This window comes from Ideonella sp. (genome assembly GCF_041287625.1).
Taxonomy (GTDB): domain Bacteria; phylum Pseudomonadota; class Gammaproteobacteria; order Burkholderiales; family Burkholderiaceae_C; genus Ideonella.
The window spans coordinates 25,315-52,003 of sequence record NZ_JBGGNH010000041.1 but is presented as its reverse complement, the minus strand read 5'-3'; the positions used below and the strand labels follow the sequence as shown (position 1 = coordinate 52,003).

21 protein-coding genes are annotated in these 26,689 nt (G+C 68.4%); 8 read left to right on the top strand and 13 right to left on the bottom strand.

Translation table 11 applies throughout. The features are described 5' to 3' along the window. The first annotated feature begins 347 nt into the window (after positions 1-347). A complete protein-coding gene (locus tag ACAH41_RS16545; RefSeq protein ID WP_141289845.1) occupies positions 348-545 on the top strand; it encodes a bacterioferritin-associated ferredoxin in 198 nt (65 codons plus the stop codon). A 42-nt stretch (positions 546-587) separates the two neighbouring features. On the opposite strand, the gene ACAH41_RS16540 is transcribed toward ACAH41_RS16545, so the two are convergent. The 5 genes from ACAH41_RS16540 to ACAH41_RS16520 form a co-directional block, all read right to left on the bottom strand. Next, on the bottom strand, positions 588-2,576 hold the full coding sequence (locus ACAH41_RS16540; RefSeq protein ID WP_325651414.1) for a diguanylate cyclase domain-containing protein: 1,989 nt from the start codon (positions 2,574-2,576) through the stop codon (positions 588-590). Between the two features lie 53 nt (positions 2,577-2,629). Then, positions 2,630-3,268: an urease accessory protein UreG gene (gene ureG, locus ACAH41_RS16535; protein WP_325651415.1), complete on the bottom strand. Its 639-nt coding sequence runs from the start codon at positions 3,266-3,268 to the stop codon at positions 2,630-2,632. A 212-nt stretch (positions 3,269-3,480) separates the two neighbouring features. Next, positions 3,481-4,218, bottom strand: coding sequence for an urease accessory protein UreF (locus ACAH41_RS16530; protein ID WP_370538377.1), 738 nt, complete (start codon positions 4,216-4,218; stop codon positions 3,481-3,483). Further along, positions 4,184-4,831 carry an urease accessory protein UreE gene (ureE, locus tag ACAH41_RS16525; RefSeq protein ID WP_325651419.1) on the bottom strand — a complete coding sequence of 216 codons (648 nt, stop codon included), beginning with the start codon at positions 4,829-4,831 and terminating at the stop codon, positions 4,184-4,186. The genes ACAH41_RS16530 and ureE overlap by 35 nt, the downstream gene beginning before the upstream one ends. Positions 4,832-4,907: 76 nt before the next feature. Beyond that, positions 4,908-5,675: a Crp/Fnr family transcriptional regulator gene (locus tag ACAH41_RS16520; protein ID WP_325651421.1), complete on the bottom strand. Its 768-nt coding sequence runs from the start codon at positions 5,673-5,675 to the stop codon at positions 4,908-4,910. 163 nt (positions 5,676-5,838) lie between these two features. On the opposite strand from ACAH41_RS16520, the gene ACAH41_RS16515 reads away from it, so the two are divergent. Genes ACAH41_RS16515 through ACAH41_RS16505 form a run of 3 tightly spaced genes read left to right on the top strand, consistent with a single transcriptional unit; the run spans position 5,839 to position 9,397 of the window. After that, entirely contained in the window at positions 5,839-6,948 is a 1,110-nt protein-coding gene (locus ACAH41_RS16515; protein ID WP_325651423.1) for a porin, read from the top strand. Positions 6,949-6,983: 35 nt separating this feature from the next. Then, positions 6,984-8,351: a DUF1254 domain-containing protein gene (locus ACAH41_RS16510; protein WP_325651425.1), complete on the top strand. Its 1,368-nt coding sequence runs from the start codon at positions 6,984-6,986 to the stop codon at positions 8,349-8,351. A 41-nt stretch (positions 8,352-8,392) separates the two neighbouring features. Continuing rightward, complete coding sequence (locus ACAH41_RS16505) at positions 8,393-9,397, top strand: tripartite tricarboxylate transporter substrate binding protein (RefSeq protein WP_325651426.1); 1,005 nt, start codon at positions 8,393-8,395, stop codon at positions 9,395-9,397. A 362-nt stretch (positions 9,398-9,759) separates the two neighbouring features. Here ACAH41_RS16505 and ACAH41_RS16500 read toward each other — a convergent pair whose 3' ends face one another. Continuing rightward, positions 9,760-10,392: a DUF1653 domain-containing protein gene (locus ACAH41_RS16500; protein WP_325651427.1), complete on the bottom strand. Its 633-nt coding sequence runs from the start codon at positions 10,390-10,392 to the stop codon at positions 9,760-9,762. 192 nt (positions 10,393-10,584) lie between these two features. Here ACAH41_RS16500 and ACAH41_RS16495 point away from each other — a divergent pair, with 192 nt between their 5' ends. Then, positions 10,585-11,712 (top strand): ABC transporter substrate-binding protein, encoded by a 1,128-nt coding sequence (locus ACAH41_RS16495; RefSeq protein WP_325651428.1) that lies wholly within the window; start codon positions 10,585-10,587, stop codon positions 11,710-11,712. Between the two features lie 21 nt (positions 11,713-11,733). On the opposite strand, the gene ACAH41_RS16490 is transcribed toward ACAH41_RS16495, so the two are convergent. From ACAH41_RS16490 to ureA, 7 genes are all read right to left on the bottom strand, one after another. Then, positions 11,734-14,211 carry a glycoside hydrolase family 2 protein gene (locus ACAH41_RS16490; RefSeq protein WP_325651429.1) on the bottom strand — a complete coding sequence of 826 codons (2,478 nt, stop codon included), beginning with the start codon at positions 14,209-14,211 and terminating at the stop codon, positions 11,734-11,736. Positions 14,212-14,329: 118 nt separating this feature from the next. Continuing rightward, positions 14,330-14,854 carry a GNAT family N-acetyltransferase gene (locus tag ACAH41_RS16485; protein WP_325651431.1) on the bottom strand — a complete coding sequence of 175 codons (525 nt, stop codon included), beginning with the start codon at positions 14,852-14,854 and terminating at the stop codon, positions 14,330-14,332. Positions 14,855-15,004: 150 nt separating this feature from the next. Continuing rightward, a complete protein-coding gene (locus tag ACAH41_RS16480) occupies positions 15,005-17,245 on the bottom strand; it encodes a M4 family metallopeptidase (protein WP_325651433.1) in 2,241 nt (746 codons plus the stop codon). A 391-nt stretch (positions 17,246-17,636) separates the two neighbouring features. Beyond that, positions 17,637-19,364: an urease subunit alpha gene (ureC, locus tag ACAH41_RS16475; RefSeq protein WP_325651435.1), complete on the bottom strand. Its 1,728-nt coding sequence runs from the start codon at positions 19,362-19,364 to the stop codon at positions 17,637-17,639. 1 nt (position 19,365) lies between these two features. Next, positions 19,366-19,671 carry an urease subunit beta gene (locus ACAH41_RS16470; protein ID WP_325651437.1) on the bottom strand — a complete coding sequence of 102 codons (306 nt, stop codon included), beginning with the start codon at positions 19,669-19,671 and terminating at the stop codon, positions 19,366-19,368. After that, complete coding sequence (locus ACAH41_RS16465; RefSeq protein WP_325651439.1) at positions 19,668-19,889, bottom strand: hypothetical protein; 222 nt, start codon at positions 19,887-19,889, stop codon at positions 19,668-19,670. Before ACAH41_RS16465 ends, ACAH41_RS16470 begins: the two co-directional genes overlap by 4 nt. Positions 19,890-19,900: 11 nt before the next feature. Further along, positions 19,901-20,203, bottom strand: a complete 303-nt coding sequence (gene ureA, locus ACAH41_RS16460; protein ID WP_325651440.1) for an urease subunit gamma — start codon at positions 20,201-20,203, stop codon at positions 19,901-19,903. A 170-nt stretch (positions 20,204-20,373) separates the two neighbouring features. Here ureA and ACAH41_RS16455 point away from each other — a divergent pair, with 170 nt between their 5' ends. The 3 genes from ACAH41_RS16455 to glgX all read left to right on the top strand — a co-directional run bounded on the left by ACAH41_RS16455 (position 20,374) and on the right by glgX (position 26,685). Next, entirely contained in the window at positions 20,374-22,095 is a 1,722-nt protein-coding gene (locus ACAH41_RS16455; RefSeq protein ID WP_325651441.1) for an alpha-glucosidase, read from the top strand. A 95-nt stretch (positions 22,096-22,190) separates the two neighbouring features. After that, positions 22,191-24,494, top strand: a complete 2,304-nt coding sequence (glgB, locus tag ACAH41_RS16450; protein ID WP_370538376.1) for a 1,4-alpha-glucan branching protein GlgB — start codon at positions 22,191-22,193, stop codon at positions 24,492-24,494. Next, the gene (gene glgX / locus ACAH41_RS16445) at positions 24,481-26,685 is read left to right on the top strand and encodes a glycogen debranching protein GlgX (protein WP_325654847.1); all 2,205 of its coding nucleotides are present in this window, start codon (positions 24,481-24,483) and stop codon (positions 26,683-26,685) included. The genes glgB and glgX overlap by 14 nt, the downstream gene beginning before the upstream one ends. Positions 26,686-26,689: the final 4 nt, after the last annotated feature.

The following is a 26,689-nucleotide window of genomic DNA, read 5'->3' as shown; positions in this document are numbered from 1 at the left end:
AATCCCGGCAGCGGGCAAGCTCGCCAGCGTTTCGTCCAATGTGTTTTGCAGCAGGCCAGACAAAATGAAAAAGGGAACGTGTTCGACACGTTCCCTTTTTAGCCTGCTTCAGGCCTTATGGACCTTAACTGACTGGCATTGGCCTTGCGCCGGCTTTTTTCATGGCTGCGCGACACCGCCGGGGTGCGACATTGGCGGTATCGGGGCATGCGGCTCAAGGTCTGCGAACGTGCAGCGCGTCACGGGACTTGGCCCCACCAGAGTGCAGGTATTTGAGAAGCATTTGCATTCAGGTTATGCTTCGCCTGCGTTTTCGATTCCCGAGTTCACGTCACTCGCAGGTTCCCATGATCGTCTGCCTTTGCAACCGCGTCAGCGACCGAGACATCCGCCAAGTCGTCCAGGTGCACGGCGTGCGCGACTTCGAAGTCCTGAAGGACATGACCCGCGCCGCGTCCTGCTGCGGCTGCTGCCACGACTGCGCACGCGAAGTCTTTGACGCAGCCTGCGCCACGCAGCCGCACGAAAGCGCGCAGACGACCTGAAGTGGGGCACCCGGTTCCGCGGGACGGAACCCCGCGAAACGCCTATTGGCTTGCAACGCCGGCCAGCACCACCTTGTTGCGGCCTTCTCGCTTGGCGCGGTAGCAGGCTGCATCGGCATCCCGCAGGACTTCGGCGGCGCTCGCATGCCGGCCGTTGACCAGCACCAGCCCCATGCTGCAGCCGACCGAATGGCTTGCGCCTTCCCAGCTCAGTGCGTAGCGGCCCACTTCGGCACGCAGCGTTTCGGCAATTGCCTGCGCCCGTTCCAGCGGGCAATGCGGCAGCAGCACCGCGAATTCGTCGCCTCCCAGGCGGGCGGCCAAGTCGGAGCGGCGCAGCGGCGCGGCCAGCACCTGGGCAATGCCGCGCAGCAAGGCGTCGCCCGCCGCATGGCCGCTGCTGTCGTTGACCTGCTTGAAGCGGTCCAGGTCGACGAAGAGCGCGCAGAACGGTGCATGCTCGGCTTCCTGCGTCAGCGTTTCCAGCGCCGCTTCGAAGGCGCTGCGGTTGGCGAGGCCCGTCAAGGCGTCATGGCTGGCGGCCCAGGTCAGCTGTTCGCGGTGGTGCCTGGCCTGGGTCACATCGTCGACGACCCAGATCGTGCCGGCGCCGCGGTTGCCCGGCTGCACCACGCGGCCGCGCATGCGGGCCCAGAAACCTTCGCCGTCGCTCCGCTGCAGCCTGACTTCGCCCTCGAAGCTGCCGTGTGACGCAAACGCCGGTCCGATGCGCGCCCGCTGCTCGGCGTGCGCCATGTCGTCGGCATACAGGACCCGGGTGCGCTGGCCCACCAGCTGCTCGCGTTCGGCCCGGAAGATCTGGCAGAAACGCCGGCTGACGACCTCCAGCCGGCCGTGGCGGGTCAGCGCAATGCCAACCTCCGCATGGTCGACCACGGCTTCGAGCTGCTGCAGCAGCTCATTGACCTCCAGCTGGCGCTGGGCGCGCTGCTGCAGCAGCTGCTGGAAAGCCAGCGCCATCGCCCCCACCTCGCCATGGCCCACAGGCCAGCGCTCGGCGCTGTCGTCGCCGTTGACCAGCATGGCCTCGGCGCGGCGCTGCAGACGCGAGATGGGCCGCACCATGCGCCAGGAGCCGGCACCCGCCACGCCGCCGGCCAGCAGTGCCGCCAGCGCCGCGGCGATCCAGGCGCTGCGCCGTGCGTCGCGCACCGGCAGCAAGGCCGAGGCCTCCGGGGTCAGGCGCACATGCACCCAGTCCGACAACGGGATGCCGGCCGTGGCCACCAGGTAGCCCTCTGACCACTCGGCCCGGCCCTCGGGCTCGGCCGGGCTGCCTTCCGCCTGCCAGCGGGCAACGGCTTCGCGCAGGCCAGGCTCGTCGGCCGCCAGGCCGAGCAGGCGACCACTGTCCGGATGGGCCAGGATGCGGCCTTGCTTGTCCATCACCAGGTCGATCACGCCATCGGTGCCGGCCTTGATGTTGAGCTGCGCAAACAGGCTGCTGGACTCGAGCAGCAAGCCACCGGCCAGCAGGCCCACGTGCTGGCCCTGGGCATCCAGCACCGGAGCGGCGATGACCAGCAAGGGGGCGTTCAGCGTGCGGCTGCGCAGCGGCGCGGAAACCACCGGCTGGTCGCCGCGCATGGCGGCATGGAAGTAGTCACGGTCGCCAACGTCGGGCAGGTCCCGGGTGATGGCTGCCTTCTGGTCGACACGGGCCAGCATCCTGCCGTTTGGCCCCACGGCGAAGACGCCGTCGAACAGGCTGGCCAGCGCGGTTTCGCCACTCAGCAGTTGCACCAACGCGGCGCTGTCACGCCAATCGACGCCGCTGCTGTGCTGCGCCGCGCGGGTCAGCACTTGGCGCAGGGTGTTGAGCTTGCTGCCGAGCAGCGCGGCAGTGCGCTCGCGGTTGTCGCGCTCGGCGTTCAGCAGCATCTGCTGCAGGTCGGCCTGCGTGACCTGCAGCACCAGTTGCGCCGTGCCCAGCGCAGCGAGCACGCCAATCGCCACCACCATGGCGGTGATGCGGAACTTCAGCGTGCGGAGGACAGCGAACTTGCCCAAGGTGCGCGGCGGCTGGCGTGAGCGAAGGGCGAGTGCGGGGGGCAACGCGGGCGTCAGTCGCTCAGCAAGCCCTTGGTCTCGATGAAGCGCACGACCTCGGCCAGGCCCGCGCGGGTCTTCAGGTTGGTCATCACGAACGGCCGGTTCGGGCGCATGCGCTTGGTATCGGCCTCCATGACCGAAAGATCCGCGCCGACATGTGGCGCCAGGTCGGTCTTGTTGATCACGAAGAGGTCGCTCTTGGTGATGCCGGGGCCGCCCTTGCGCGGGATCTTCTCGCCCGCTGCCACGTCGATCACGTAGATCGTCAGGTCGCTCAGCTCGGGGCTGAAGGTGGCGGCCAGGTTGTCGCCGCCGGACTCGATGAAGACGATGTCGGCGTCAGGGAACTGGGCCAGCATGCGGTCCACCGCTTCGAGGTTGATCGAGGCGTCTTCGCGGATCGCCGTGTGCGGGCAGCCGCCGGTCTCCACGCCCATGATGCGCTCGGGTGCCAGCGCGCCGGCAACGGTGAGCAGGCGCTGGTCTTCCTTGGTGTAGATGTCGTTGGTGACGACGACCAGGTCCCACTTGTCGCGCATCGTCTTGCACAGCATTTCGACCAGCGTCGTCTTGCCCGAGCCCACCGGGCCGCCAACGCCGACGCGCAGCGGCGGCAAGGTCTTGGTGCGTTGGGCGGGCAGCTGGGTCATGGTGCGGGTCCGGCAGTGCAGGTGAAGACAACAAGGCTTCATCATGACATGGGCGGCGCCTGCAGAAGCGGCCCGAGCCGGCCGAAAGGCGAGGGGGAGGAGCTGCCGGCCCGCACCGCCGCCTGCGCGAAACCTTTGGGCTGACCTCAGGCCGCGATGCCCACTGTCAACGATGCCGACGTAGCCGTGCGCTGCATCACGCAGCGCGCCGTTCAGGAGCGGAACAGGCGCGAGTACTGCGCTTCGTGCTGGGCGCTGAGGATGGCCAGCATCGGCGTGCAGGCCTGGCGCTGGTCGTCGGGCAACTGCAGCGTGGCGTCTATCACTGCCGGCAAGGCCTCCACCAGCCGCGCCAGCATGCGTTGCCCGGCGCTCTGGCCCAGCGGCACCGACTTGATCGCAGCCTGCACCATGTTCTCGGCCCAGCCGAACGCATGTGCCAGCAGCGCCTCGCGGCGCGGCGCGCCAGTGTGCAGCGCGGCCAGTGCGAAGGCCACCGGCCAGGTGGGCGCCGGGGCCAGGCTGCCAAGCGCCACCACGCGTGGGTCCTGCGGCTGGCGCTGCAGCAACCAGAGCTGCAGCGAGCGGCCCATCTGCTCTGTCTGCAGCCGCATCTCGCTGCTTTCGCGGGTCTGGCGCACCCAATCGTTCAGCGCGGTGACCCGCACCAGGTCGTGCTGCTGCCAGGCCTCGTGCGCGGCGGCGGCAACGGCCAGGTCGGCCCGTGCCAGCGCCAGCTTCAGCTGGTCCAGCAGCCAGTCGCCGGCCGACACGTCATCCCGCACCAGCCCGCTTTCAATCGCTGCTTCCAGCCCCTCCGAATAGCTGAAGCCGCCAACCGGCAGCGCTGGCGAGGCCAGCCACAGCAGCTGCAGCAGCGCGCTCGGGCTCAGGGCTTCGGCAGGGGCCATGGGCTCAGTGATCGTGCCCGTGGTCATGTCCATGGTCATGGCCGCAGCCGGGGCCATGCACATGCGGCGCTGCCGCTGCGACGGCGATGCCGATCGGCTTGCCGCGCACCGGTGCGGGGGCCGCGGCAGGCGTGTGATCGTGCCCGTGGGCATGGTCATGCCCGTGGTCGTCATGCGCATGGCCATGGGCGTGTCCACCTGCCGCGTAGGCGCCGGCCTCCGGCTCGAAGGCGACCTGCGTTTCCCGCACGATCAAATGCATCTGCCGCAGCATGTCGGCCAGCACGTGGTCAGGCTCCAGCAGCAGGTGATCGGGCTGCAGGGCGAGCTGCACATGGCGGTTGCCCAGGTGGTAGGCGGCGCGCATCAGGTCGAACGGGCTGCCGTGCTGGTCACACGCACGCACTTCCAGCACTTGCTGTGGCGCGGCCTTCACGGCGATCAGCGAACCGTCTTCGGCCACCAGCACGTCGCCACCTCGCACCACGCTGCCGCGTGCCAGGAACACGCCCAGTCGCCGGCCGGTGGAGTCCTGCGCCTCGAAGCGGCTCTTCTGCCGCACATCCCAGTCCAGCTCCACCGTGGCGGCGCGCTTGAGCAACACAGGGGCCAGGCCCTGGCCGCGGGAAATGAGTTTGCGAATGGTCAGCATGGCAGCGGCCTTGGCAGAGAGAGACAACGACAGGCCGAGATGGTACCGGGCGTACCCGCGAGGCCAGGTGCCCCATTCACCCATTCGCGGCGATGTCGCGGAGTTTGTCTGCATCGAGGATCATGATGCGCTTGTAGACGGCAGCGACCACGGCTTCGTCTGCGAGTTGGCGCAGTTCCTTGTTCATGGTCTGGCGCGAAACGCCCAGCATCGTCGCCAGGTCGCCCTGCGACAGGCCGATGCTCAGGCTCTGGCCGCTGCGCAGCGGTGTGCCGGTCTGGCCGGCCAGGCTGGCCAGCGTGGCGGCCAGGCGCACCCGCAGCGAGCCCAGCACCTGCTGGTGCAGGCTTTGCAGGCTTTCGCGTTGGCGCCGCAGCGCCAGACGCGACACGTCCTTCCACAGCCTGGGCTCGGCGTCCAGCTCGGCGATCACCGCGTCCGCCGGCAGGTGGATGACCTGCGACTCCTCGTGCGCCGTGTAGTTGTAGAAACCCAGGGGGATTTCGTCCAGCAGCCGCACCAGCGGTGCCACATGGCCTGGCGACATGAAGCTGTGCAGGTACTTGCGGCCGTCGGCATTGGTGCGGCTGATTTCCACCATGCCCGAGACCAGCACCAGCAACTCGCGCCGCGCAATGTCGTGGCCCAGCACCAGCGCGCCGCGCGCATGGCGGACCAGCCGGGCCGACAGCATCAGGTTGGCAATGCGAGGGTAGGGCCACTCGGAAAACAGCTCGGTCCAGCGCAGCACGCGCTGGATCAGCAGGCTGTTGTCGCGCGGCGTCTCGCCATCTGCGTGATCGGCTTCGCTGGACGAATCGGGGGGGGCTTCAGGGCTTGGCAAGGGGCGCAACGCGTTGGCGATGTGAAGATGTGCGATTGCCGCGGATCTTCCCCATTCTGTCAATCGATTGACAGATTTGGCCGAGCGCCGCGGCCTATCGTTGTTCACGGACAAGCACGGTGCAGCTGGCACCCGGGCTGGCCGACCGCAGGGAGATCAAAACATGAAATACCAGGCCAGCATCCTCGCTCACGATGCTTTCTTGTTCAAGACCCGCATGTCGCTCGGCAGCGCGCTTCTGCTGGGCACCGCATGGGTCTCGCCGGCGCTGGCAGGCAGCGTCACGCTGTCTGGCGCTGTGGACCAATACGTCGCCTGGGCCAAGGCCGGCTCGCGCACCCAATACCGGGTGGACGATGGCGGCAACATTGCCTCGCGCATCAATTTCAAGGGAACCGAGGATCTTGGGGATGGGCTGCGCGCCAATTTTCTGATGGAAAGCGGCCTCAACGCCGACACCGGCACGGGTACCGGGCCTGGGCCCGAATTCGGCTGGACGCGGCAGATCTATGTCGGCCTGGCCGGAACCTGGGGTTCGGTCGACCTCGGCCGCATGTACACCCCGGTTTTCTACGGCATCTACCGGGCCGATCCGTTTGGCCTGAACGTGGTGTTCTCGCCGCTGAACCTGGTCTCGGCCATTGACGGCCAGACGCGCATGAACCCCTTCGCTGCCCGCGGCAGCAACATGGCGCGCTACCGCACGCCGATCGACAGCCCGCTGATCGTCGACCTGGCCTGGGCGCCTGGCGAGTCTCAGGTCGACAGCCGTCACAGCGGCGACCTGGTCGGCGGCCGCGTTGGCTGGACCAGCGACAGTGTCTACCTTGGCTACGGCCTGCAGCGCGCACGAGAAGGCTCGGCCGCCAGGCCGGTGGCCAAGCCGGCCACGTCCAAATACCAGGCCTTCAGCGGCTCGTACAAGTTCAGCGAGCAGTTCCAGCTGTCTGCCAACTTCGTGCGCAACACATCCAATCTCGACGGCGTGCCGGCCGCGCGCATCACCTCGCTGGGTGCCAGCTGGACGATCGCGACCACCACCACCTTGCTGGCCGAAGTCGCCCGCCGGGAACTGCGCGACAGCCCGCGCGGGCAGGTCGTGACGACCTTGGGCGTCGACTATTTCCTCAGCAAGCGCACCTTGCTGTACGCCCGCGCGCTGGGGCTGAACAACCGCGGCGGCTCGTCTGTCAGCATGGCGCAGGTGGCCATCACGCCCGGCAGCGACGAGGACACCAAGGTGCTGGCCCTGGGCATGCGGCACAGCTTCTAGACCACAAGGCCTCAGGCCGCCATGCAAAGCAGTTCATGAACGAGCGCCAGACCACCACAGACGATGCCTTGCTGCACCAGGCCGAGGAGGCTGTGCTCTATGCCTACCCGGTGTATGAGATGTGCCGCATGCGCGCGCTGACCTCGCCGCAGCGCCTGCCGGGCGGCGAGGCGCTGGCGTCGCCCAGGCGCTGGTGCAATCGCTTCATGCACGCGCGCCGGCTGATGCGGCCAGGCCAAAGCCGCGTGCCCACGCCCAACCACGACACGCTCTATTCCACCGCCTGGCTGGACCTGGCGGATGGGGCCTGGGTGCTGGACATGCCCGACATGGCGGGGCGCTACCACGTGATGGGCTTGCTGGACATGTTCACCAACCCGTTTGCGCACCTCGGCCAGCGCCTCACGGGCAACCAGGCGCGCAGCTTCCTGATCACCGGGCCAGGCTGGCGCGGCGAGGTGCCAGCGGCCTTCCGCGGCCGCCACGAACATGTGATCTCGCCGACACGCTGGGTCTGGCTGCTGGGCCGGATGCTGGTCGAGGAAGACGAGCGCGACGTGCCCGCGGCCCATGCGCTGCAGGACGCCATCCGTCTCTCCAGCCTGCCGGACTGGGAGGCCGGCCGGCCCAGCCAGGCCGCCGCCTTCGATCCCGAATGCGACCCGAACGCAGCGCTGGATGCCACGCTGTTTGCAACTTTGGTCAACCGCGCGCTGCGTGACGACCCGCCGCCCGAGGACGACGCATGGCTGAAGGCTGCACTGGCCAGTGCGGGCCTGGGCCCAGGTTGGCCGGTGCCGGAAGGCGAACAGCTCGCGTTACTTCAGAAAGGGCTGGACCAGGCGCTGGCGCGGCTGCGCACGCTGGAAAACGGCCGTCGCACCATGACCGGCTGGCTGCAGATGCCGCTGATCGGCAACACCTTTGCACAGGACTATGAGTTCCGTGCACTGGTCGCCCTGAAATACATCGGCATGCTCGAAAGCCGCGAGGCCACCTATTCGCTGGCGCTGAACGACTCGCAGGGCCGGCCCCTCACCGGCAGCCACCGCTACCGCATGCGCTTCAAGCCCGGCACCTTGCCCCGCGTCTATGCCTTCTGGTCGCTCACGCTTTACAGCAACGCCGACGGCATGCTGGTGCCCAACGTGCTGCACCGCCATGCCATCGGCGACCGCACGCCCGGCCTGCAGTACGACGCCGATGGCGGGTTGACGTTGACCCTCTCGCACAAGCCGCCGCAAGACCAGTTCGACATGCCCTCCGCGCGGGCCAACTGGCTGCCGGCGCCGGCCGATGGCTTCTACCTCTGCCTGCGTTTTTACCTGCCCAGCGACGCGGTGCTGGAGTCGCGCACGCCGCTGCCGCCGCTGCAGCGCGAGGAAGACATCGTCGCGGGGTGATAGGGTGCGGGCACGCGATGCGTCCCATGCCCTCCCACCCGATGCGACTGAAATCCTCCTTTTTCCCTTGGCGCCTGGCCTTGCAGGCCTGGCCCTGCCTGCTCGCGCCTGCCAGCCACGCCGAGCCGGTCGATGACGCCGCCAAGGGCTACCCCACGAGGCAGATCACCTTGATCGTGCCCACCGCGGCGGCGGGCGGCACCGACACCGTGGCCCGGCTCTTCGCACCCGCGCTGGCGCAGTTGCTCAAGAAGCCGGTGCTGGTCGAGAACAAACCCGGCGCCAACGGCATCCTCGGCGCTGATGCGGTGGCCCACGCGTCTCCCGATGGTCACAAGTTGCTGTTCGCCTACGCCGCAGCCATGGTGGTCAACCCCAGCCTCTACCGCAAGCTGCCGTACGACACCTTGCGCGACTTCGTGCCCGTCGTGCAGATCGGCAGGGGCGGCAACCTGCTCCTTGTGCGCAGCGACATGCCGGTCAAGACGCTGCAGGACTTCGTCGCCTATGCCAAGGCCCGGCCCGGCCAGCTCACCTACTGCTCCTGGGGCGCAGGCTCTGGCGGTCACCTCGCGATGGAAAGCCTCAGCAAGAAGGCCGGACTGCAGATGACGCATGCGCCCTACAGAGGCACCGCGCCCTGCGTGCAAGACTTGCTGGGCGGCCAGGTCAACGCGGCATTTGCCGACACCACCTCCACGGTGGAACTCGTCAAGGCCGGCAAGTTGCGCCCGCTGGTCAACAGCGGCCCGGCCCGGCTGCCGCTGATGCCGGACGTGCCCACGATGAACGAAGCCGGCTACCCGTTCACCACCTATGCGTGGTACGGCCTGTTCGCCCCCGCCGGCACGCCGGACGCCATCGTGCACAAGCTCAACCGGGCCGTGAACCAGCTGATCCAGGACCCCGCCATCCGCCGGCGCATGAACGAACTGAACACCAACGAGATGCCATCCAGCACCCCTGAGGAGTTCGCCGCCACCATCCGCCAGGACCTGAAGGATTGGGCTCAGCTGGTGCGGCAGACGGGGGTGGAGCTGGACTGAGTGCCGATGAAGAATGGCCCTGGGAAAGCGGCTTTACCGGGTAAGACCTGTCGGGTCGCCAACTCGATGCGCTCCCGCTCGGCCTCTCTGCAGACGCTAGCCGCCAAGCAACTCTGCCAGATGCAAGAAGTCCCGCACCTGCAGGTCGTTGCCGTCCTGCGGTGACACGTCCTCGACCTGCGACGCGCCGAATTCGAGCGGGCGCTCGACGCAGGCCGTGCCGAGGCCGCATTCGCGCGCTGCAGCCAGGTCGTCAGATGAGGTGCCAGCGCTGACTGTCGGTCGATTCGGTCAATGCCACAGCGTTCTCCTCGGCGGGAAACGGGGAGGCTGCATTGTGTTGGCCGCTGCCCGCCGCAGGCTCAAGTCCCTTCGGCTGCAGGTGTTCCCTGGTGGTACAGGAGTTGCCAGCCCTTCTGCGTGCGCTGCCAGACGGACGAGCGGTGGGTGGTGTTGACCAGCGTGTCCCCGGCCGCACGGTGGGCGGACTGGTAGGTGAGCAAGGCCGTGTCCGGGCCCAGCGGCTGCACCGCGTGGCCCCAAGCCAGCACGTCTGGCCAGTGAGCCTGGCCGGCAAGGAATTGCAGCACCGTCTCGCGGGTGTATGGGCGGCCGGAGCGGCCCACTTCGCGGAAGCCGGCATGCAGCAGCTGGTCCAGCCGCGCGGGTGAGCAGCGTGCGCCCGGGTGATGCAGCTCGGCCTCCAGAGCCTGCAGCGTGGCGAGCAGTGCGGCTTCAGGAGATGCGGATGCATCGCCCGCCACCAGCGCAAAGCGGGCCTGGGTGTGGCCTTCGCTGGTGATCTCGCCGGTGAACATCTCGAACGGGCGCACCCACCAGCCGGTCTGGTTGTAGAGCGGCCGGTAGACCACGAAGGCTGCCAGGCTCTCGCTGTGGCGGGCCACGCCCACCACCTCGTATTCGCCGCCCTTGTAGTGGCGGTAGCGGCCCGGCTGAAGCCGGGGCAGGGCGGGCAGGGGGTCGGACTCGCTCATGAGGGTCGTGTGGTGTTGGGTCTCGGAGTGGCAGGGTAGCCCAGCCAGGGGTGTCGCTTCGCAGTCACCAAGCGCGTGAAATACTCGCGGCCATTTTTAACGATGCATGACGCCTGGCGAAGCTGCGTGACCGCCGCGCGCTGTTCCTCGTCAAGATGTCCGTCCTTCCCCGGTCCTGCCTTGCTTCACGCCATGAATCGCCGTCACCTCCTTCGTCATCTTGCCGCCCTGTCCGGCGCCGCCAGCCTGCCCGCGCTGGCCGACAGTGCGCCCATCCTGCTGGGCCAGTCCGCGCCATTCACCGGGCCTGCCAGCGAGCTTGGCCTGGCGTTCCGGCAAGGGGCGATGCTGGTGTTTGACCAGGTGAACGCACGTGGTGGCATCGGTGGGCGCAAGATCGAATTGCGCAGCATGGACGATGGTTACGAACCCGAGCGCTGCGCCGCCAACACCCGGTCGCTGATCAGCGCAGGCGTCACCGCATTGTTCGGCTATGTCGGCACGCCAACGTCGCTCGCGGCGCTGCCCTTGTTCACGGCGGCCAAGGTGCCGTTTGTCGCGCCCTACACCGGCGCAGAAGCGCTGCGCACGCCGTTCAACCGCTACGTGTTCAACGTGCGGGCGTCCTACTTCGACGAGGCCGCGGAGATCGTCAAGCAGATCACCGCGGTGGGCATCAAGCGGGTGGCCGTGTTCTACCAGGACGACAGCTACGGCCAGTCCGGTCTGCAGGGCGTGCAGGCGGCGCTCAAGCCGCTGGGCCTGGCGCCGGTGTCGCTGGGCACGGTGGAGCGCAATTCCACCAACGTGGCCGCCGCGGTGAAGAGCGTGGTGGCGGGCTCGCCCGAGTGCGTGATCCAGATCAGCGCCTACAAGTCCTGCGCGGCCTTCATCCGCGCGGCCAGGCTGGCCGGCTTTGGCGGCAATTTCTACAACCTCTCGTTTGTCGGCACGCAGGCACTGGCCGACGAGCTGGGCTCGGCCGCGAAGGGCGTGATCGTCTCGCAGGTCATGCCGTTCCCGTTCTCGACCCGCACACCCGTGGCGGGCGAATACCTCGACCGGCTCAAGGCCGCCAACCTGCCCGACAAGGACCCGAGCTACAGCGGCATGGAAGGTTATGTCGCCGCACGAACCATGGTCGAAGGCCTGCGCCGCGCGGGCAACAACATCCATGCCGAGAGCCTGGTGGCCGGCCTCGAATCGCTGCACGACTTCGACCTCGGCGGCTTTTTCGTCAACTTCTCGGCCCAGCGCCACAGCGGCTCGAAGTTCGTTGACATGACGATCCTGACCGATGACGGGCGCGTGCGGCACTGAGAAGTCGCGCACGCATGGCGCTCAAGCTTGGAACGGTACCTGATCGAGTGCCGCTACCTGGACGGGCACGTCGCCGCGAGACAGTTCGATGCTGCACAGCGCACCGGGCATCAGGTCGATGAAGTTGTCGGAGAAGTTGACGCCGGGCGCAGCCAGCCAGATGCCTTTGGCCGGGCGCTCGGTGCGCAGTGTCAGCCTGCCTGCGTGGCGTGTCACCCGCAAGCCGCAGTCGCCCAGCGGGTGGAAGCGGAACGGTTCGGGCCAAGCGCAGTCGCGGGCGATGCATTCGCCGTTGACCCACAGGCTGGCCTCGACGACGGTGGGGGCGGCCAGGTTCAGCGGGAAGCTCAGGCCGGTGCTGCCATTGGCTTGCGCGACGAGTTCGGCCGTCTGCACTGCGCTGCTGCCGCCGGCCAGCGCATGGCCTTGCAGGCGGACTTCGCAGCGCGTTTCCGCCAGCGCTGACGAGACCCAGCAGGAGGCCTGGCCGTCGAGCTGCCGCACGGCGATGGCCATCGGCGCCAGCGCGCGGCGGATCGCGTGCCAGGCCGGTTTCAACGTGCCAAGCGAATCGATGATGGCCCAACTGGTCACCGGCCAGCAGTCGTTGAGCTGCCAGACCAGCGCACCACCCACCGCCCGCCGGCCAGCGCCCAGCCAGCGGTGGCGGAAGTCCTGGAAAGCGTAGCGCATGGCCTCGGCCTGCACGAACTGGGTGGCGTAGACCGCATCGGCCAAGGTGGGTCCGGCATTCAATGTGTCGGCCACATACACCGCCAGGCGCCGGTGGCCGTCCTGCAGCGGCAGGCCGGCCTTGTTGTGCGCGGCCATCGTGCGGCTGAGCGGGAATTGCTCGGCCTCGGGGATGACCTGCTGCAGCAGGCCCAGCGACGGATGCGACTGCATGCCGAACTCGCTGACGAAGCGCGCCTGCACCGTGTGATAGCGCTGGTACGGCAGCATCGCGCCGTGCCAGATCTCCCAGCTGTGGCGGTCGCCCACAGTGGGGTTGTCGGAGTCCAGCGTCTCGGTGGCGCTGGGGCTGTACGGGCTGCCGGGCCAGTAGGGGCGCTGCGGGTCCAGCCGGGCGCAGAGCTCTGGCAGCAGCTGCTCGTAGATGGCGCGGGCTTCGAAGCGGGCCATGTCCTTGCCCTTGCCATAAAGCCCCATCGATTCGGCGATCGCGTAGTCCTCGTTGTTGCCGCACCAGAGTGCCAGGCAGGCATGGTGGCGCAGGCGCTTGACGGCCGCGCTGGCCTCGGCTTCCACGCTGCGGAGGAACGCCGGATTGGCCGGGTAGATGCCGCAGGCGAACAGGAAGTCCTGCCAGACCAGCAGGCCGAGTTCGTCGCAAGCGGCGTAGAACGCATCGTCCTCGTAGATGCCGCCGCCCCACACACGCAGCATGTTCATGTTGGCCTCGGCCGCCTGCTGCACGCGCAGGCGGTAGCGTTCGGGCGTGATGCGGTTGAGCAGGTTGTCGTCTGGAATCCAGTTGGCGCCGCCCATGAACAGCTCGCGGCCGTTGACCTCGAAGCAGAAAGAGCTGCCTTTTTCGCCCGCCACCGGTTCCTGCACCAGCCGCAGCGTGCGCAGGCCGATCCGGCGGTGGTGCGTGTCCAGCACCTGCTCGCCAGCCAGCAGCGTGGTGACCAGTGTGTAGAGCGGCTGCCCGCCCTGGCCGTTGGGCCACCAGAGTTCCGGCGCGTCAAGGTGCAGGCTGGCTTCGGTGCCTGCGGGCGACTGCACTTCGGCGACAAGTTGGCCCTGCGGGGAATGCAGCTGGTGGTGCAGCATCAGTGCCGCGTGCGGCGCACCTGCCAGTTCGCAGCGCACGTCCACGCGCGCATGGCCCAGGTCCGGCGTCAGGCGCACGGTGCTGTCGACCTCGTGCAGCCGGGCCTCGTAGGTTTCGAGCCTGACCGGCTTCCACGGGCCGGCTGTCAACAGCACCGGCCCCCAGTCCCAGCCGTAGTGGTACTGCGCCTTGCGCACATGCAGCCGGCTGGACTCGCCATTCCACAGGTTGCGCCGCCCCAGCGCCGCCTCGCGCTCGCGCCCGCGCCGCTGGGCCGATTCGAAGTACAGCCCCAGCCGGTTCGTGCCCGGCTTCAGCAGGCCGCGCACCTCGATGCGCGCCGGCACGAACATGTTGTCGCTCACCAGCACCCGCTGCCCGTTCAGGTAGGCGGTGGCAAACGTGTCCAAGCCTTCCAGCACCAGGTCCACATGCGTGGCCAGTGCCGCGCCGTCCACCTCGAAGTCGCATCGGTAGCACCAGTCCTTCTCCGCCACCCACTGCACCTCGGCCTCCTGCGTGCCGAAGTACGGATCCGGAATCGCGCCCTGCGCAATCAGGTCCTGGTACACCGTGCCCGGCACCGTCGCTGGCCGCCAGTCGGCTTCCGCCGTCAGGTTCTCCAGCATTGAGAGCTCAGGCTCTGCCGCCCGGAACAGCCAAGCTTCGTGCAACGGTCGAACGGTGGTGGCAACGGTCATGGGCAAGGCTCCGGGTGCGGTGGGCGGCATCTTGTCAGGACCGATGCTGGCACAGCCGCGGTCGTCGCGGGGCATCTTGGAGGCAGCGCCAGTTCGTGTCGAGCGCCTGGCACCAAGCTCAGGCTTCGTCGAACAAGGGCCGAATCATCTGCATTTCTTCCACCGTCTGGCCGCCCAGTTCCAGCAGCTTCGCACTGCCTGCCACTTCGGTGAAGCCGGCGGCGCGGTAGAAGCGGATGCCGCGTTGGTTGCCGCTGAGCACCCAGAGTGACACTGAGTCGCAGCCTCGGGCCAGCAGGTCAGAAAGCGCACGCTGCAGCAGCGCACGGCCCACGCCCTGGCCCCAGGCGCCGGGTAGCGCGTACAACGCCCAGATTTCGCCGCGCGTGTGCAGTGCGCCTTCGTCGCGGCAAGGCCCGTGGCTGACGAAGCCGAGCACTTGACCCGCCTCGTCGCGCATCACCCGCGTGTTCGAGTCTTGGCGCGCGAGGATGCCGCGCCAGCGTTCGGTGCGCTGCTCGATGGAGAGTTCGGCCACGAAATGGAGCGGCAGGATGGCCGCGTAGCTGGCTTGCCATGAACGCACGTGGACCGTGGCGATGCCCTGGGCGTCGGATTCGGTGGGGTGGTCGTCGATCTGCATGGTGGCATTCTGCGGGCGCCTGCAGTTCCTGCGGCGGCCTGACATCGATGTCGCCATGCCGCCCGCAAATGAAAACGGCCGCCCCGTGGGGCGGCCGTGCGATGTCGGAGGTGGCAGGCAGCAGCCGCCTGGCCGCCGCCCGTCCTCGCGTCAGTAACTCGCCTTCAGGCTGACACCCGAGAAGGCCGAGTAGCCGCGCACCATGATGTAGTAGTCACCTGCCGAAGTGCCGGTGGTGGTGCAGGTTTCGTTGTTGCCACCCAGGTAAGGCCTGCACGAGTAGGTCGTGGTGGTCGGCCGTGACCCGAAGCGGGTGTAGAGGTCCGCGTCGCCCGTGCCACCCGAGGTGGTGATCGTGAGCGTCTTGCCAGCCGGCACCGTGATGCGCCAGTACTGCGCGCTGCTGGTGGCCCCGGAGATCGTGATGGCCTGACCATTGGTCAGCAACGGATCACCGCCGCCGCCACCACCCGTCGTGGAGTAAGTGGCCGTCAGCGAGACGCCGCTGTAGGCCGAATACCCGTTGAGCAGCACGTAGTAGGTGCCGGCCGCCGGGTTGGTGACGGTGCAGGTTTCGGCGTTGCCGGTCTTGTACGGACGGCAGTCGTAGGTCGACAGCGTCGGGCGGGCGCCCAGCTTGGTGTAGAGGTCCACGTCACCGGTGCCACCCGAGATGGCGATGGTCAGCGAGGTTTGTCCACTCGGCACGACGATCTTGTAGAACGCCTGCGAGCTGGCCGCGCCGCTGATGCCGGTCACCGCGGTGCCGTTGGTCAGCACGATGTCCGTGCCGCCACCACCACCGCCGCCACCGCCGGTGCCACCAGTCACCGCCACGCCCACGGCATTCCAGGCATCGGCCACCGACACCTGCTCAGCCGCGGTCAAGCCGAGGTTGATCGCCGCTTGTTTGGTGGCGTTGCCGGCTGCCAGGAAGTTGGCGCTGGAGGTCAGGATGTTGACGTTGGCCTCGTAGAACACGCGGATGGCCTTGGCCATGCCGATGCCGGTCACGTTGACCGTGGACTTGCCGCGTGGATGGGTGCCACCTTGCGAGAGCAGGTAGAACGCCAGGTTGGCGATGCCCGAGCTGTAGTGCACGTCGACATTGCCCACGCCGCTGACCCAGAAGTCCTTGGACGAGCCATCGGCCGCCGGGTCGCTCATGTAGCGCAGCGCGGGCGGCAGGATGTCTTCGCCGACCTTCCAGGTGTCGGCCGAGACGGTCAGGGTGCCGGTCTTGCCGCCATCGACGTAGGCCTCGGTGAAGGCGCCGAAGATGTCGGACATGGCCTCGTTCAGGCCGCCCGATTCACCGGAGTAGACCAGGCCGGACTCGTTTTCGGTCACGGCGTGGGTCAGCTCGTGGCCGGTCACGTCCACGGCGCGCGCCAGCGGCAGGCAGCCCTGGCTGGAATTGCCGTCGCCGTAGACCATCTGCGTGCCGTCCCAGTAGGCGTTGCAGTAGTTGGTGCTGTAGTGGACCGAACTGATCAGCGCGGCGCCAGCGTTGTTGTAGGAGTCGCGGTTCCAGAAGGCCTTGTAGGCTTCGTAGGTGGCACCGGTGCCATCGTAGGCGGCGTTGACATCGGTGTCGGTGGTCGCGGCCTGACCTTCGGAGCGCTTGAGGGTGCCGGGGATGCTGGTGCCATTGTTGGCACTGTAGATCTTGCGGTTTTCGGCGAAGTGGATCTGCGGATGCACCGCGACGATGGCGCCGCTGTCCACGTCGACGTAGACCTTGTCGCGCACCGGGTCCTGCCCGCGCGTGCCGGTGACCACCGTCTCGTAGGCCATGTGGAACTTGCCTTCGGGCGTCAGCAGGAAGACCTTGCGTGGCGCGCTGGTGGCCATGCCGGCGAAGCGTGCATCGGCCGCCACGGCCGGATGCACCGCGCTTTCGCCAACGTTCCTGGCGCCCAGCGTCGCTGCGATGTCGCCGCGGGCCGTGCCGTTGATCGCGAAGATCTTGCCCTTGCCGTCGATGTGCACGACCAGGTCGCCGCCGATCACGTCCAGGCCGCGGTGGGTCTGGTTGTAGCGCAAATGCTGGTTGCCGTTCGGATCCACGTTGACCTTGCGCAGCTGCAGCTCGGCCGGGCGCAGGCGCAGGGCGGTCAGGGCGGGAATCAGCGCCGGGCGCATGGCCAGCTGGGTGGCAGCGAGGTCCGTCGCGTCGAGCCGCGGGGCGTGACCGAGGTCGCCTCGCAGGAACAGCGGCAGCCCGTCCGAGGTAGCCTGGATCACATCGACCGATGGCAGCGTGCCGAGCGCACGGGCGACGTCCGTCGGCGTGTTGCCGGGAATCGCGGCCATTGCGCTGGTGGCCAGCAGAAGGCCTGAGGCGGCCAGGGCAGTCATCAACTGCCCCTGGGCCCATCTGAAACTCATCGAACTCATCATTGCTCCCAACAGGTATGGGTTCACGCACGGTAGTGCGTGCTGCCATGTCGTCCATGCCCGCCCGGATTGGCGAGCGGACGGATGCTCGGAGTGCGTCAGTTCTGTGTCAAACCCCTAAGTCGTTGGTGATCTGAGGTGCCTCAAGGCGGTCCTACGAGAAGATGGCGCTATCCCGCAGGCTGCCCACCCACGCGGCATAGGGATCGCCCTGATGGGACACACCCTGGAAACAACGATTGGCTGTCCCTTTCCCAGGTGACGGGCCACGGCAGCGTGGACAAGACGCCCGTGCGAAATGGGTGAGCGAGGTGCCGCAGGCCCGGCAACAGCGCTCCCGCGCCGTTGCCGGATCTTGCGGAAGTTACGCCTGGACGCGTACTCAGAACAAGAAGTACCTCTGCGCCATCGGCAGCACGGTGGCTGGCTCGCAGATCAGCAGCTGGCCGTCGGCACGCACCTGGTAGGTTTGCGAGTCGATCTCCATGGTCGGCAGGTAGCTGTTGTGGATCATGTCGGTCTTGCGCACGGTGCGGCAGCCGCGCACGGCGGCGAGCTGCTTCTTGAGGCCAAAGGCGTCGCCCACACCGTTGGCCAGGCCTGCCTGGCTGACAAACGTGAGCGAGCCGCGGGCCAAAGCGCCGCCGAAGGCGCCGAACATCGGGCGGTAGTGCACCGGCTGCGGCGTGGGGATGCTGGCGCTGGGGTCGCCCATCGCGGCCATCGCGATGAAGCCGCCTTTCAGGATGAGGCTGGGCTTGACGCCGAAGAAGGCCGGGCGCCAGAACACCAGGTCGGCCCACTTGCCGACCTCGATCGAACCGACTTCGTGCGCAATGCCATTGGCCAGCGCCGGGTTGATCGTGTACTTGGCGACGTAGCGCTTCAGGCGCCCGTTGTCGTGGCGCTCCGGGTCGCCGGCCAGCTTGCCGAGCTGGGCCTTCATCTTGTGCGCCGTCTGCCAGGTGCGGATGATGACTTCGCCGACGCGGCCCATGGCCTGGCTGTCCGAGCTCATCATGCTGATCGCGCCCAGGTCGTGCAGCATGTCCTCGGCGGCAATCGTCTCGCGGCGGATGCGGCTTTCGGCGAAGGCCAGGTCCTCGGCGATGGACGCGTCCAGGTGGTGGCAGACCATCAGCATGTCGACGTGCTCGTCCACCGTGTTGACGGTGTACGGCATGGTCGGGTTGGTCGAGCTGGGCAGGAAGTTGGCCTCGCCGACCACGCGCAGGATGTCCGGCGCATGGCCGCCGCCGGCGCCCTCGGTGTGGAAGGCGCAGAGGCTGCGGCCCTTGGTCGCGGCAATCGTGTCTTCGACGAAGCCGGACTCGTTCAATGTGTCGCTGTGGATCGAGACCTGGGTGTCGGTGGCTTCGGCGACCGACAGGCAGCAGTCGATGGCTGCGGGCGTCGTGCCCCAGTCCTCGTGCAGCTTCAGGCCGATGGCGCCGGCCTCGATCTGCTGGCGCAGCGCTGCAGGCTGCGAGGCATTGCCCTTGCCGAGGAAGCCGAGGTTCATCGCAAACGCATCGGCCGCGCGCAGCATGTTGGCCAGGTTTTCCGGGCCGGGCGTGCAGGTGGTGGCGAAGGTGCCGGTGGCCGGGCCGGTGCCGCCGCCCAGCATCGTGGTGACGCCGCTGCTCAGTGCTTCCTCGATCTGCTGCGGGCAGATGAAGTGGATGTGGCTGTCGATGCCGCCGGCGGTGACGATCATGCCTTCGCCGGCGATCACCTCGGTGCCGGGGCCGATGATGATGTCCACGCCGGGCTGCACGTCCGGGTTGCCGGCCTTGCCGATGGCGGCGATGCGCCGGCCGCGGATGCCGATGTCGGCCTTGACGATGCCCCAGTGGTCCAGGATCACCGCATTGGTGATGACCAGGTCCACCGCCTCGTGGGCGCCAGGGCCGTTGGGCACCTGGCTCTGGCCCATGCCGTCGCGGATGGTCTTGCCGCCGCCGAACTTCACCTCTTCCCCGTAGCCGCCTGCCTTAAGCGTCAGGTCCTGTTCGACTTCGAGGATCAGCCCGGTGTCGGCCAGCCGCAGCCGGTCACCCACGGTCGGGCCGAACATTTCGGCATAGCCGCGCTTGCCAATGGTTGCCATGTCAGAGTTTTCCTTGCACCAGGCCGCGGAAGCCGTAGACGGTGCGGCTGCCGCTCAGGTCCACCAGTTCGACCGTGCGCTGCTGGCCCGGCTCGAAGCGCACCGCGGTGCCGCTGGCAATGTTCAGCCGCATGCCGCGCGCGGCCTCGCGGTCGAAGCTCAGGCCAGCGTTGGTCTCGGCAAAGTGGTAATGCGAGCCGACCTGCACCGGCCGGTCGCTGGCGTTTTCGACCACCAGCGTGACGGTTCGGCGACCAGGGTTCAGGGTCAGGTCGCCGTCGTCGGTGAAGAGTTCGCCGGGGATCATCGGGCGGACCTTGGCGCCGAGGCCTGGCGCTCGCGCATCTTGCGGCGCAGCAGCAGGCTGGCGCCGTACAGGATCAGCGTGGCCGCGACGAAGGCGGCTTCGATGCCGTGGTGGCCACCGGTGTGGCCCGGGTGCGCGGAGGCGGCCAGCGGCAGCGCGGCCAGGGCCAGCGAAGCGCCCAGGTTCAGGGCACGGCAAATGGGGAAGGGCAACAGCATGGTGGCTCCTGTCAGGCAATCGGTTGGTGCACGGTCACCAGCTTGGTGCCGTCGGGGAAGGTGGCTTCGACCTGGATCTCGGGGATCATCTCGGCCACGCCTTCCATGACCTGGGCGCGGGTGAGCACGGTCTTGCCCTCGCTCATCAGCTGGGCGACGGTCTTGCCGTCGCGGGCGCCTTCCATGATGGCGGCGCTGATCAGGGCCACGGCCTCGGGGTAGTTCAGTGCCAGGCCGCGCGCCAGCCGGCGTTCGGCCAGCAGCGAGGCGGTGAAGATCAGCAGCTTGTCTTTTTCGCGGGGCGTCAGTTCCATGCGGTGTTCCTGCGGCGGCGAAGGCCTGCCGGGTGAGGTGTGTCTGCAAGGCCGGTGCCAGTGTGCATGCCGCAGGGGGCATGCGCAAAGCCTCTGGCGCTGGCTTGGGCAACAGCCCGATTTCAGGGCAAGATAGGGAAAACGAGAAATCGATGCGAGGAAACGACTGCATGACCGTGATCAGCTCAGACCTTTCCCCTCGAACTGCAGACGGCCGCCGGCCCGACCCGGACTGGTGGCGCGGCGCCGTCATCTACCAGATCTACCCGCGCAGTTTCGCCGATGCCAACAACGACGGCATTGGCGATTTGCCCGGCATCACCGCCCGGCTGGAACATGTGGCCGAACTGGGGGCGGATGCGATCTGGATCTCGCCCTTCTTCAAGTCGCCCATGGCCGACTTCGGCTACGACGTGGCCGACTACCGCGAGGTGGACCCGATCTTCGGCACGCTGGCCGACTTCGACGCACTGCTCGCCAAGGCCCACGCGCTGGGCCTGCGCATCATCATCGACCAGGTGCTCTCGCACACCTCCGAGCAGCACGCCTGGTTCAATGAAAGCCGCAGCAGCCGCGACAACCCCAAGGCCGACTGGTACGTGTGGGCCGAAGCCAGGCCCGACGGCAGCCCGCCCAACAACTGGCTCAGCGTCTTCGGTGGCCCGGCCTGGCAGTGGGACAGCCGCCGCCGCCAGTACTACCTGCACAGCTTCCTCACCGCCCAACCCGACCTGAACCACCACAACCCCGAGGTGCAGGATGCCTTGCTGGGCGACGTGCGCTTCTGGTGCGAGCGCGGCGTGGACGGTTTCCGCTTCGACGCCTGCAACCACCAGTTCTACGACCGCTCGCTGCGCGACAACCCGCCGGCCGATGCCGAGGAACAGCAAAGCGTGACGACGGTGCGGCCGGACAACCCGTATGCCATGCAGCGCCACCTGCACGACAAGACCCAGCCCGAGAACCTGGCCTTCCTGCAGCGCGTGCGCCAGGTGCTGGACAGCACCGGCGCCGTCAGCATCGGCGAAGTGGGCGACGACCACCCGCAGCCCACCATGGCCGACTACACCGAGGCCGGCAAACGCCTGCACATGGCCTACAGCTTCGCGCTGCTGACGCCATACGTCTCGGCCAGGCAGATCCGCATGCAGGTCGAGGGGCTGGAGCGTGAACTCGCGCGCACCGGGGGCTGGGGCTGCTGGGCGCTGTCCAACCATGACGTGCCGCGCGTGGCCTCGCGCTGGGCGCCCGGCAATCAGCCCGACCCGGTGCTCACGCGCACGCTGCAGGCGCTGCTGTTCACGCTGCGCGGCAGCGTCTGCACCTACCAGGGCGAGGAACTGGGCCTGCCCGAGGCGGACATTCCGTTCGAACTGCTGCAGGACCCTTACGGCAAGGCCTTCTGGCCCGAGTTCAAGGGCCGCGACGGCTGCCGCACGCCCATGCCCTGGCAGCACGACGCGCTGCAGGCCGGTTTCAACGCCGGCGCCGCACCCTGGCTGCCGCTGGGCCAGGGCCACGGCGAGCGTTCGGTGGACCTGCAGCAGGCCGACCCCGCCAGCCCGCTGCACCATGCCCGTGCGCTGCTGGCCTGGCGCCGCGGCGAGGCCAGGCTGCGCCAGGGCAGCATCCGTTTCCATGACGCGGCCGAACCGGTGCTGCTGTTCGAGCGGGCGCTGGGCCCCGGGCCGGCGCTGGTGCTGGCGTTCAACCTGGGGGATGCGCCGGTCAGCGTGCCGCTGCCGGCCGCTCTGGGCATGCTGCTGCCGTTCAATGGCACACCCATTGCCCCGGCGGAACTGCTGGAAACGCCGGGCGACTTGCGCTGCGCCAGCGGCCGCTGCTGGTTGCTGCCGGCGCACGGTGCGGCGATTGCTGTCACCGCGGCCTGACAGCGATGGCCGCGCTGCTGCCAACTCTCGCGCCCGGCCGTCACTTATTGCGGTAGATTGATCTTCACTTCTGCACAGGACCATTGCCTCCGCGCATGACTGTTTTAACCGTGCCTGATGCCGAACCCGGCGCCTTCCCCGGCGCCCCGGCTGCCGAACTCGTGGCCGCGCTGCAGCGTGCCGAATCGGGTGACCCGTTTGCCGTGCTCGGCCCGCACCGCCTGCCAGGCGCCAAGGCCGGCTGGGCGCTGCGGGTGCTGCTACCCGGTGCAGTACAGGTCAGTGCGGTGACGCCGCAGGGCGCGCTGCTGGCGCCGCTGCGTTGCGTGCCCGGCAGCGACCTGTGGTGCGGCGTGCTGCCCGAATTCCAGGCGGCGCCTGATTACCGCCTGCAGATCGACTGGGGCACGCATCAGTCGCGGCTGGACGACGCCTACCGCTTCGGCTCGCAGCTGCGCGAGATGGACCTCTGGCTGCTGGGCGAGGGCACGCACCTGCGGCCTTACGAGGCGCTGGGCGCACACCCGCTGGACGTGGGCGGTGTTGGTGGCGTGCGGTTTGCCGTCTGGGCGCCAGCGGCCAAACGCGTCTCGGTGGTCGGCAGCTTCAACAGCTGGGACGGCCGGCGCCAACCGCTGCGGCTGCACCCGGCCAGCGGCGTGTGGGAAATCTTCATTCCGCACGTGGCCGAAGGCGACCTGTACCGCTTCGAGCTGGTCGGTGCCGACGGGCGGCTGCGCCTGAAGTCCGACCCCTACGCCAACCGCGCCGAGCTGCGGCCCAGCACCGCTTCCATCGTCCAGCGGCTGCCGGCCGGCGTGGCCAGCGACCCGGTTCGCCAGCGTGCCAACGCGCTGGACGCGCCGCTCAGCATCTACGAAGTCCACCTCGGCTCCTGGCGCCGCGGGCCGGACAACCGCTGGCTGAGCTACCGCGAGCTGGCCGAGCAGCTCGTGCCTTATGCCCGCGACATGGGCTTCACCCACCTCGAGCTGCTGCCGGTGCAGGAGCATCCATTCGACGGCTCCTGGGGCTACCAGCCCACCGGCCTGTTCGCGCCCACCTCGCGTTTCGGCTCGCCGGACGACTTTAAGCACTTCGTGGACGCCGCGCATGCCGCCGGGCTGGGCGTGATCCTCGACTGGGTGCCGGCCCATTTCCCCACCGACGAGCACGGCTTGGCCATGTTCGATGGCAGCCACCTCTACGAACACGCCGACCCGCGCGAGGGTTTCCACCCCGACTGGCAGACGCTGATCTACAACTACGGGCGCCGCGAGGTGCGCAACTTCCTGATCGGCAATGCGCTGTACTGGATCGAGCGCTTTGGCATCGACGGGCTGCGCGTGGACGCGGTGGCGTCCATGCTCTACCGGGACTACAGCCGCAAGGAAGGCGAGTGGATCCCGAACCAGCACGGTGGCCGCGAGAACCTGGAGGCCATCGGCTTCCTGCGGCGCATGAACCGGACCATCGGCATCGAGCGGCCCGAGGCCATCATGATCGCCGAGGAGTCCACTTCGTTTGCCGGCGTCAGCCGCCCGCCATCGGACGACTGCGAATCCGGTGGCCTGGGCTTCCACTACAAATGGAACATGGGCTGGATGAACGACACGCTGCGCTACCTGGCGCGCGACCCGGTGCACCGCAGCTTCCACCAGGACGAGCTGCGCTTCTCGCTGGTCTACGCCTTCAGCGAAAACTTCATGCTGCCGCTCTCGCATGACGAGGTGGTGCACGGCAAAGGCTCGCTGCTGCGCAAGATGCCGGGCAACGACTGGCGCCGCTTTGCCAACCTGCGCGCAGCCTACGGCTACATGTGGGGCCACCCCGGCAAGAAGCTGCTTTTCATGGGCAACGAGATCGGCCAGTGGGGCGAATGGAATGCCGAAGCTCAGCTGGACTGGCTGCTGCTGGAGCGCGAGCCGCATGCCGGCCTGCAGCGCCTGGTGCGGGACCTGAACCTGGTGTTGCGCCATCACCCGGCGCTGTACCAGTGGGACGTCTCTGGCGAAGGCTTCGAATGGCTGCGCCACGACGACGCCGCGAGCTCGGTGCTGGCTTTTGTGCGCAAGGCCGGTGGCGATGCGCCGCCGGTGGTCGTCGTCAGCCACTTCACGCCGGAGGTGCGCCACGGCTACCGCATTGGCGTGCCGCGAGGCGGCCAGTGGGAATCGCTGCTCAACACCGACGACGCGGCCTATGGCGGCAGCGGCGTTTCGCCCGGGCCGCTGCTGGCCGAAGCCGTGCCGTGGGACGGCCAGCTGCATTCGCTGGTGCTGACGCTGCCGCCGCTGGCCACGCTGATGCTGCGCCCGGCCGGCGGCCCGCTGCCGGTCGATTTCCAGGTCCTGAACACTGCCGAACCCGCCGCCGGAACCGGGCATGCGCAGCCTTGAGCTGCAGCCTGGCGACCCGCTGTCGCTGGGTGGCTGCGTCGTGCCCGGTGGGCTGCGCTTTGGCGTCTGGGCGCCCGAGGCCGAGCAGGTCTGGCTGTGCCTGTTCGACGACGAGGGCCAGCTGGAAACCGAGCGGCTGGCGCTGCTGCCGAGCCCACTGGGCGTCTGGCATGGCACGCTGCCGGGGGGGCGCGCCGGCCAGGTCTACGGCTACCGCGCGGCCGGCCGCTGGGCGCCAACCGAGGGCCTGCGCTTCAATCCGCAGCGCCTGTTGCTGGACCCGTATGCGCGCGAAATGGTCGGCAGCTACCGCGGCCGCACCGAAGCCGAGCTGGCGGCCTACCTGGACTTCGATCCCACGGACCCTTCGCGGCCGCATCCGGAAGACAACGCCGCTGTCGCGCTGAAGGCTCGCGTGCTGCCCGAGTTGGCCGCGCAGCCGGTGGCGCTGAAGCCGCCGCTCGCGGGCCAGCGCGTGATTGCCGAGGTGCATGTGCGCGGCGCCAGCGCCTTGCATCCGGGCCTGCAGGCCGGCCAGCGCGGCAGCTACGCCGGCCTGGCCCATCCGGCACTGATCGCCCACTGGCGCCGCCTGGGTGTGACCACCTTGCAGCTGATGCCGGTGCAGGCCCGCGCCGACGAGGCCCGGCTGCAACTGCTGGGCCTGCGCAACCACTGGGGCTACACGCCCATCGCGCTGCTGGCGCCCGAGGCGCGGTATGCCGGCCCGGCCGGGTTGGAGACGGCGGACAGCGGCCACACCGCCGGGCCGGCCTTGCGCGAGGCGATTGCCAAGCTGCGCAGCGAAGGCTTCGAGGTGCTGCTGGACGTCGTGTTCAACCACACCGGCGAGACCGACCTGCAAGGGCCATCTCTCGCCTTCAAGGGCCTGGCCAACCGCCACTGGTATCGCACCGAACCCGGCAACCCGGGCTGCTACCAGAACTGGACCGGTTGCGGCAACACGCTGAACCTTGCCGAGCCCATGGTGCTGCGCTGGGTGGTGGACGCGCTGCGCCACTGGGTGCAGGCTTACGGGGTGGACGGTTTTCGCTACGACCTGGCGCCCATCCTGGCGCGCGACGACGCCGGCCGGTTCTCCGGTGGTGCGGCCTTGTTCGCCGCGCTGCAGGCCGACCCGCTGCTGCGCCGCAGCCTGCACATTGCCGAGCCCTGGGACCTGGCGCCCAACAGCTACCAGCTCGGCGGTTTCCCACCCGGCTGGCTGGAATGGAACGACCAGGCCCGCGACAGCCTGCGCGCCTACTGGCTGCAGCCCGGCCATGAGCGCTGCACCCGCGCCGCGCTGGCGACGAGGCTGGCCGGTTCCAGTGACCGCTTCGCCGCCGACCCGCGCCGCCCGCGCCCGCCGTCGGCCAGCGTCAACTTCGTCACCTCGCACGATGGCTTCACGCTGCGCGACCTGGTCAGCTACGAGCAGCGCCACAACGAAGCCAACGGCGAACACAACCGCGACGGCCACGGCGACAACCTGAGCTGGAACGCCGGCACCGAAGGCGACAGCGACGACCCGGCGGTGCAGCACACCCGCGCCCGCCTGCAGCGCGCTTTGCTGGCCACGCTGCTGCTCTCGCGCGGCACGCCGATGCTGCTGATGGGCGACGAACTCGGCCACACCCAGCACGGCAACAACAACGCCTACTGCCAGGACAACGCCCTGTCCTGGCTGGACTGGGGCGACGCCGGCAAGCCGGCCGAGACCGAGGCCTTGCCCGCCTTCATCGCCCGCCTCACCGCGCTGCGCCGCGCCGATGCTGCGCTGCATTCAGACCAGTGGCTCAGCGGCCTGCCCGGCGCTGACGGCGTGGCCGATGTCAGTTGGGCCACGCCGGCCGGCGAGCCGCTGGACGAAGCCGGCTGGCATGACCGCAGGGAGCGCGGGCTGAGCGTGCTGCTGGCGCCGCCGGGCGTGGTCCACTGCACGCTGCTGCTGTTCAACCCCGCGGCTGAGACGCAGCGTTTTGCCTTGCCGGTGCCGCCGCGTGGTGGCGCTTGGCGATCATTGCTGGACAGCGCCACAGCCACTGGCGAGCCAGTCAAGCCCGAAGAGGCTGAATCATGCGAGCTGCCGCCTCGAAGCGTGCAGGTCTGGTGCAGCGCCGCGTTGGCGCTGACGCCGCTCGTGAACCCGGCCGCGCAGGCGGCCTTCGATGGATCGAACGGAGACTGATGTG

Bases quoted from the DNA above. Each gene is read 5' to 3' on its own strand.
- ACAH41_RS16510 (WP_325651425.1), top strand. From the start codon at position 6,984: ATGAACGAGCGCCAGACCACCACAGACGATGCCTTGCTGCACCAGGCC.
- glgX (WP_325654847.1), top strand. From the start codon at position 24,481: ATGCGCAGCCTTGAGCTGCAGCCTGGCGACCCGCTGTCGCTGGGTGGC.
- ureE (WP_325651419.1), bottom strand. From the start codon at position 4,831: ATGCTGACCATTCGCAAACTCATTTCCCGCGGCCAGGGCCTGGCCCCT.
- ureC (WP_325651435.1), bottom strand. From the start codon at position 19,364: ATGGCAACCATTGGCAAGCGCGGCTATGCCGAAATGTTCGGCCCGACC.
- ACAH41_RS16495 (WP_325651428.1), top strand. From the start codon at position 10,585: ATGAATCGCCGTCACCTCCTTCGTCATCTTGCCGCCCTGTCCGGCGCC.
- ACAH41_RS16545 (WP_141289845.1), top strand. From the start codon at position 348: ATGATCGTCTGCCTTTGCAACCGCGTCAGCGACCGAGACATCCGCCAA.
- ureA (WP_325651440.1), bottom strand. From the start codon at position 20,203: ATGGAACTGACGCCCCGCGAAAAAGACAAGCTGCTGATCTTCACCGCC.
- ACAH41_RS16530 (WP_370538377.1), bottom strand. From the start codon at position 4,218: ATGACCATGGACATGACCACGGGCACGATCACTGAGCCCATGGCCCCT.
- ACAH41_RS16455 (WP_325651441.1), top strand. From the start codon at position 20,374: ATGACCGTGATCAGCTCAGACCTTTCCCCTCGAACTGCAGACGGCCGC.
- ACAH41_RS16465 (WP_325651439.1), bottom strand. From the start codon at position 19,889: ATGCTGTTGCCCTTCCCCATTTGCCGTGCCCTGAACCTGGGCGCTTCG.
- glgB (WP_370538376.1), top strand. From the start codon at position 22,191: ATGACTGTTTTAACCGTGCCTGATGCCGAACCCGGCGCCTTCCCCGGC.
- ACAH41_RS16470 (WP_325651437.1), bottom strand. From the start codon at position 19,671: ATGATCCCCGGCGAACTCTTCACCGACGACGGCGACCTGACCCTGAAC.
- ACAH41_RS16505 (WP_325651426.1), top strand. From the start codon at position 8,393: ATGCGACTGAAATCCTCCTTTTTCCCTTGGCGCCTGGCCTTGCAGGCC.
- ACAH41_RS16485 (WP_325651431.1), bottom strand. From the start codon at position 14,854: ATGCAGATCGACGACCACCCCACCGAATCCGACGCCCAGGGCATCGCC.
- ACAH41_RS16490 (WP_325651429.1), bottom strand. From the start codon at position 14,211: ATGACCGTTGCCACCACCGTTCGACCGTTGCACGAAGCTTGGCTGTTC.
- ACAH41_RS16515 (WP_325651423.1), top strand. From the start codon at position 5,839: ATGAAATACCAGGCCAGCATCCTCGCTCACGATGCTTTCTTGTTCAAG.
- ACAH41_RS16500 (WP_325651427.1), bottom strand. From the start codon at position 10,392: ATGAGCGAGTCCGACCCCCTGCCCGCCCTGCCCCGGCTTCAGCCGGGC.
- ACAH41_RS16480 (WP_325651433.1), bottom strand. From the start codon at position 17,245: ATGAGTTTCAGATGGGCCCAGGGGCAGTTGATGACTGCCCTGGCCGCC.
- ureG (WP_325651415.1), bottom strand. From the start codon at position 3,268: ATGACCCAGCTGCCCGCCCAACGCACCAAGACCTTGCCGCCGCTGCGC.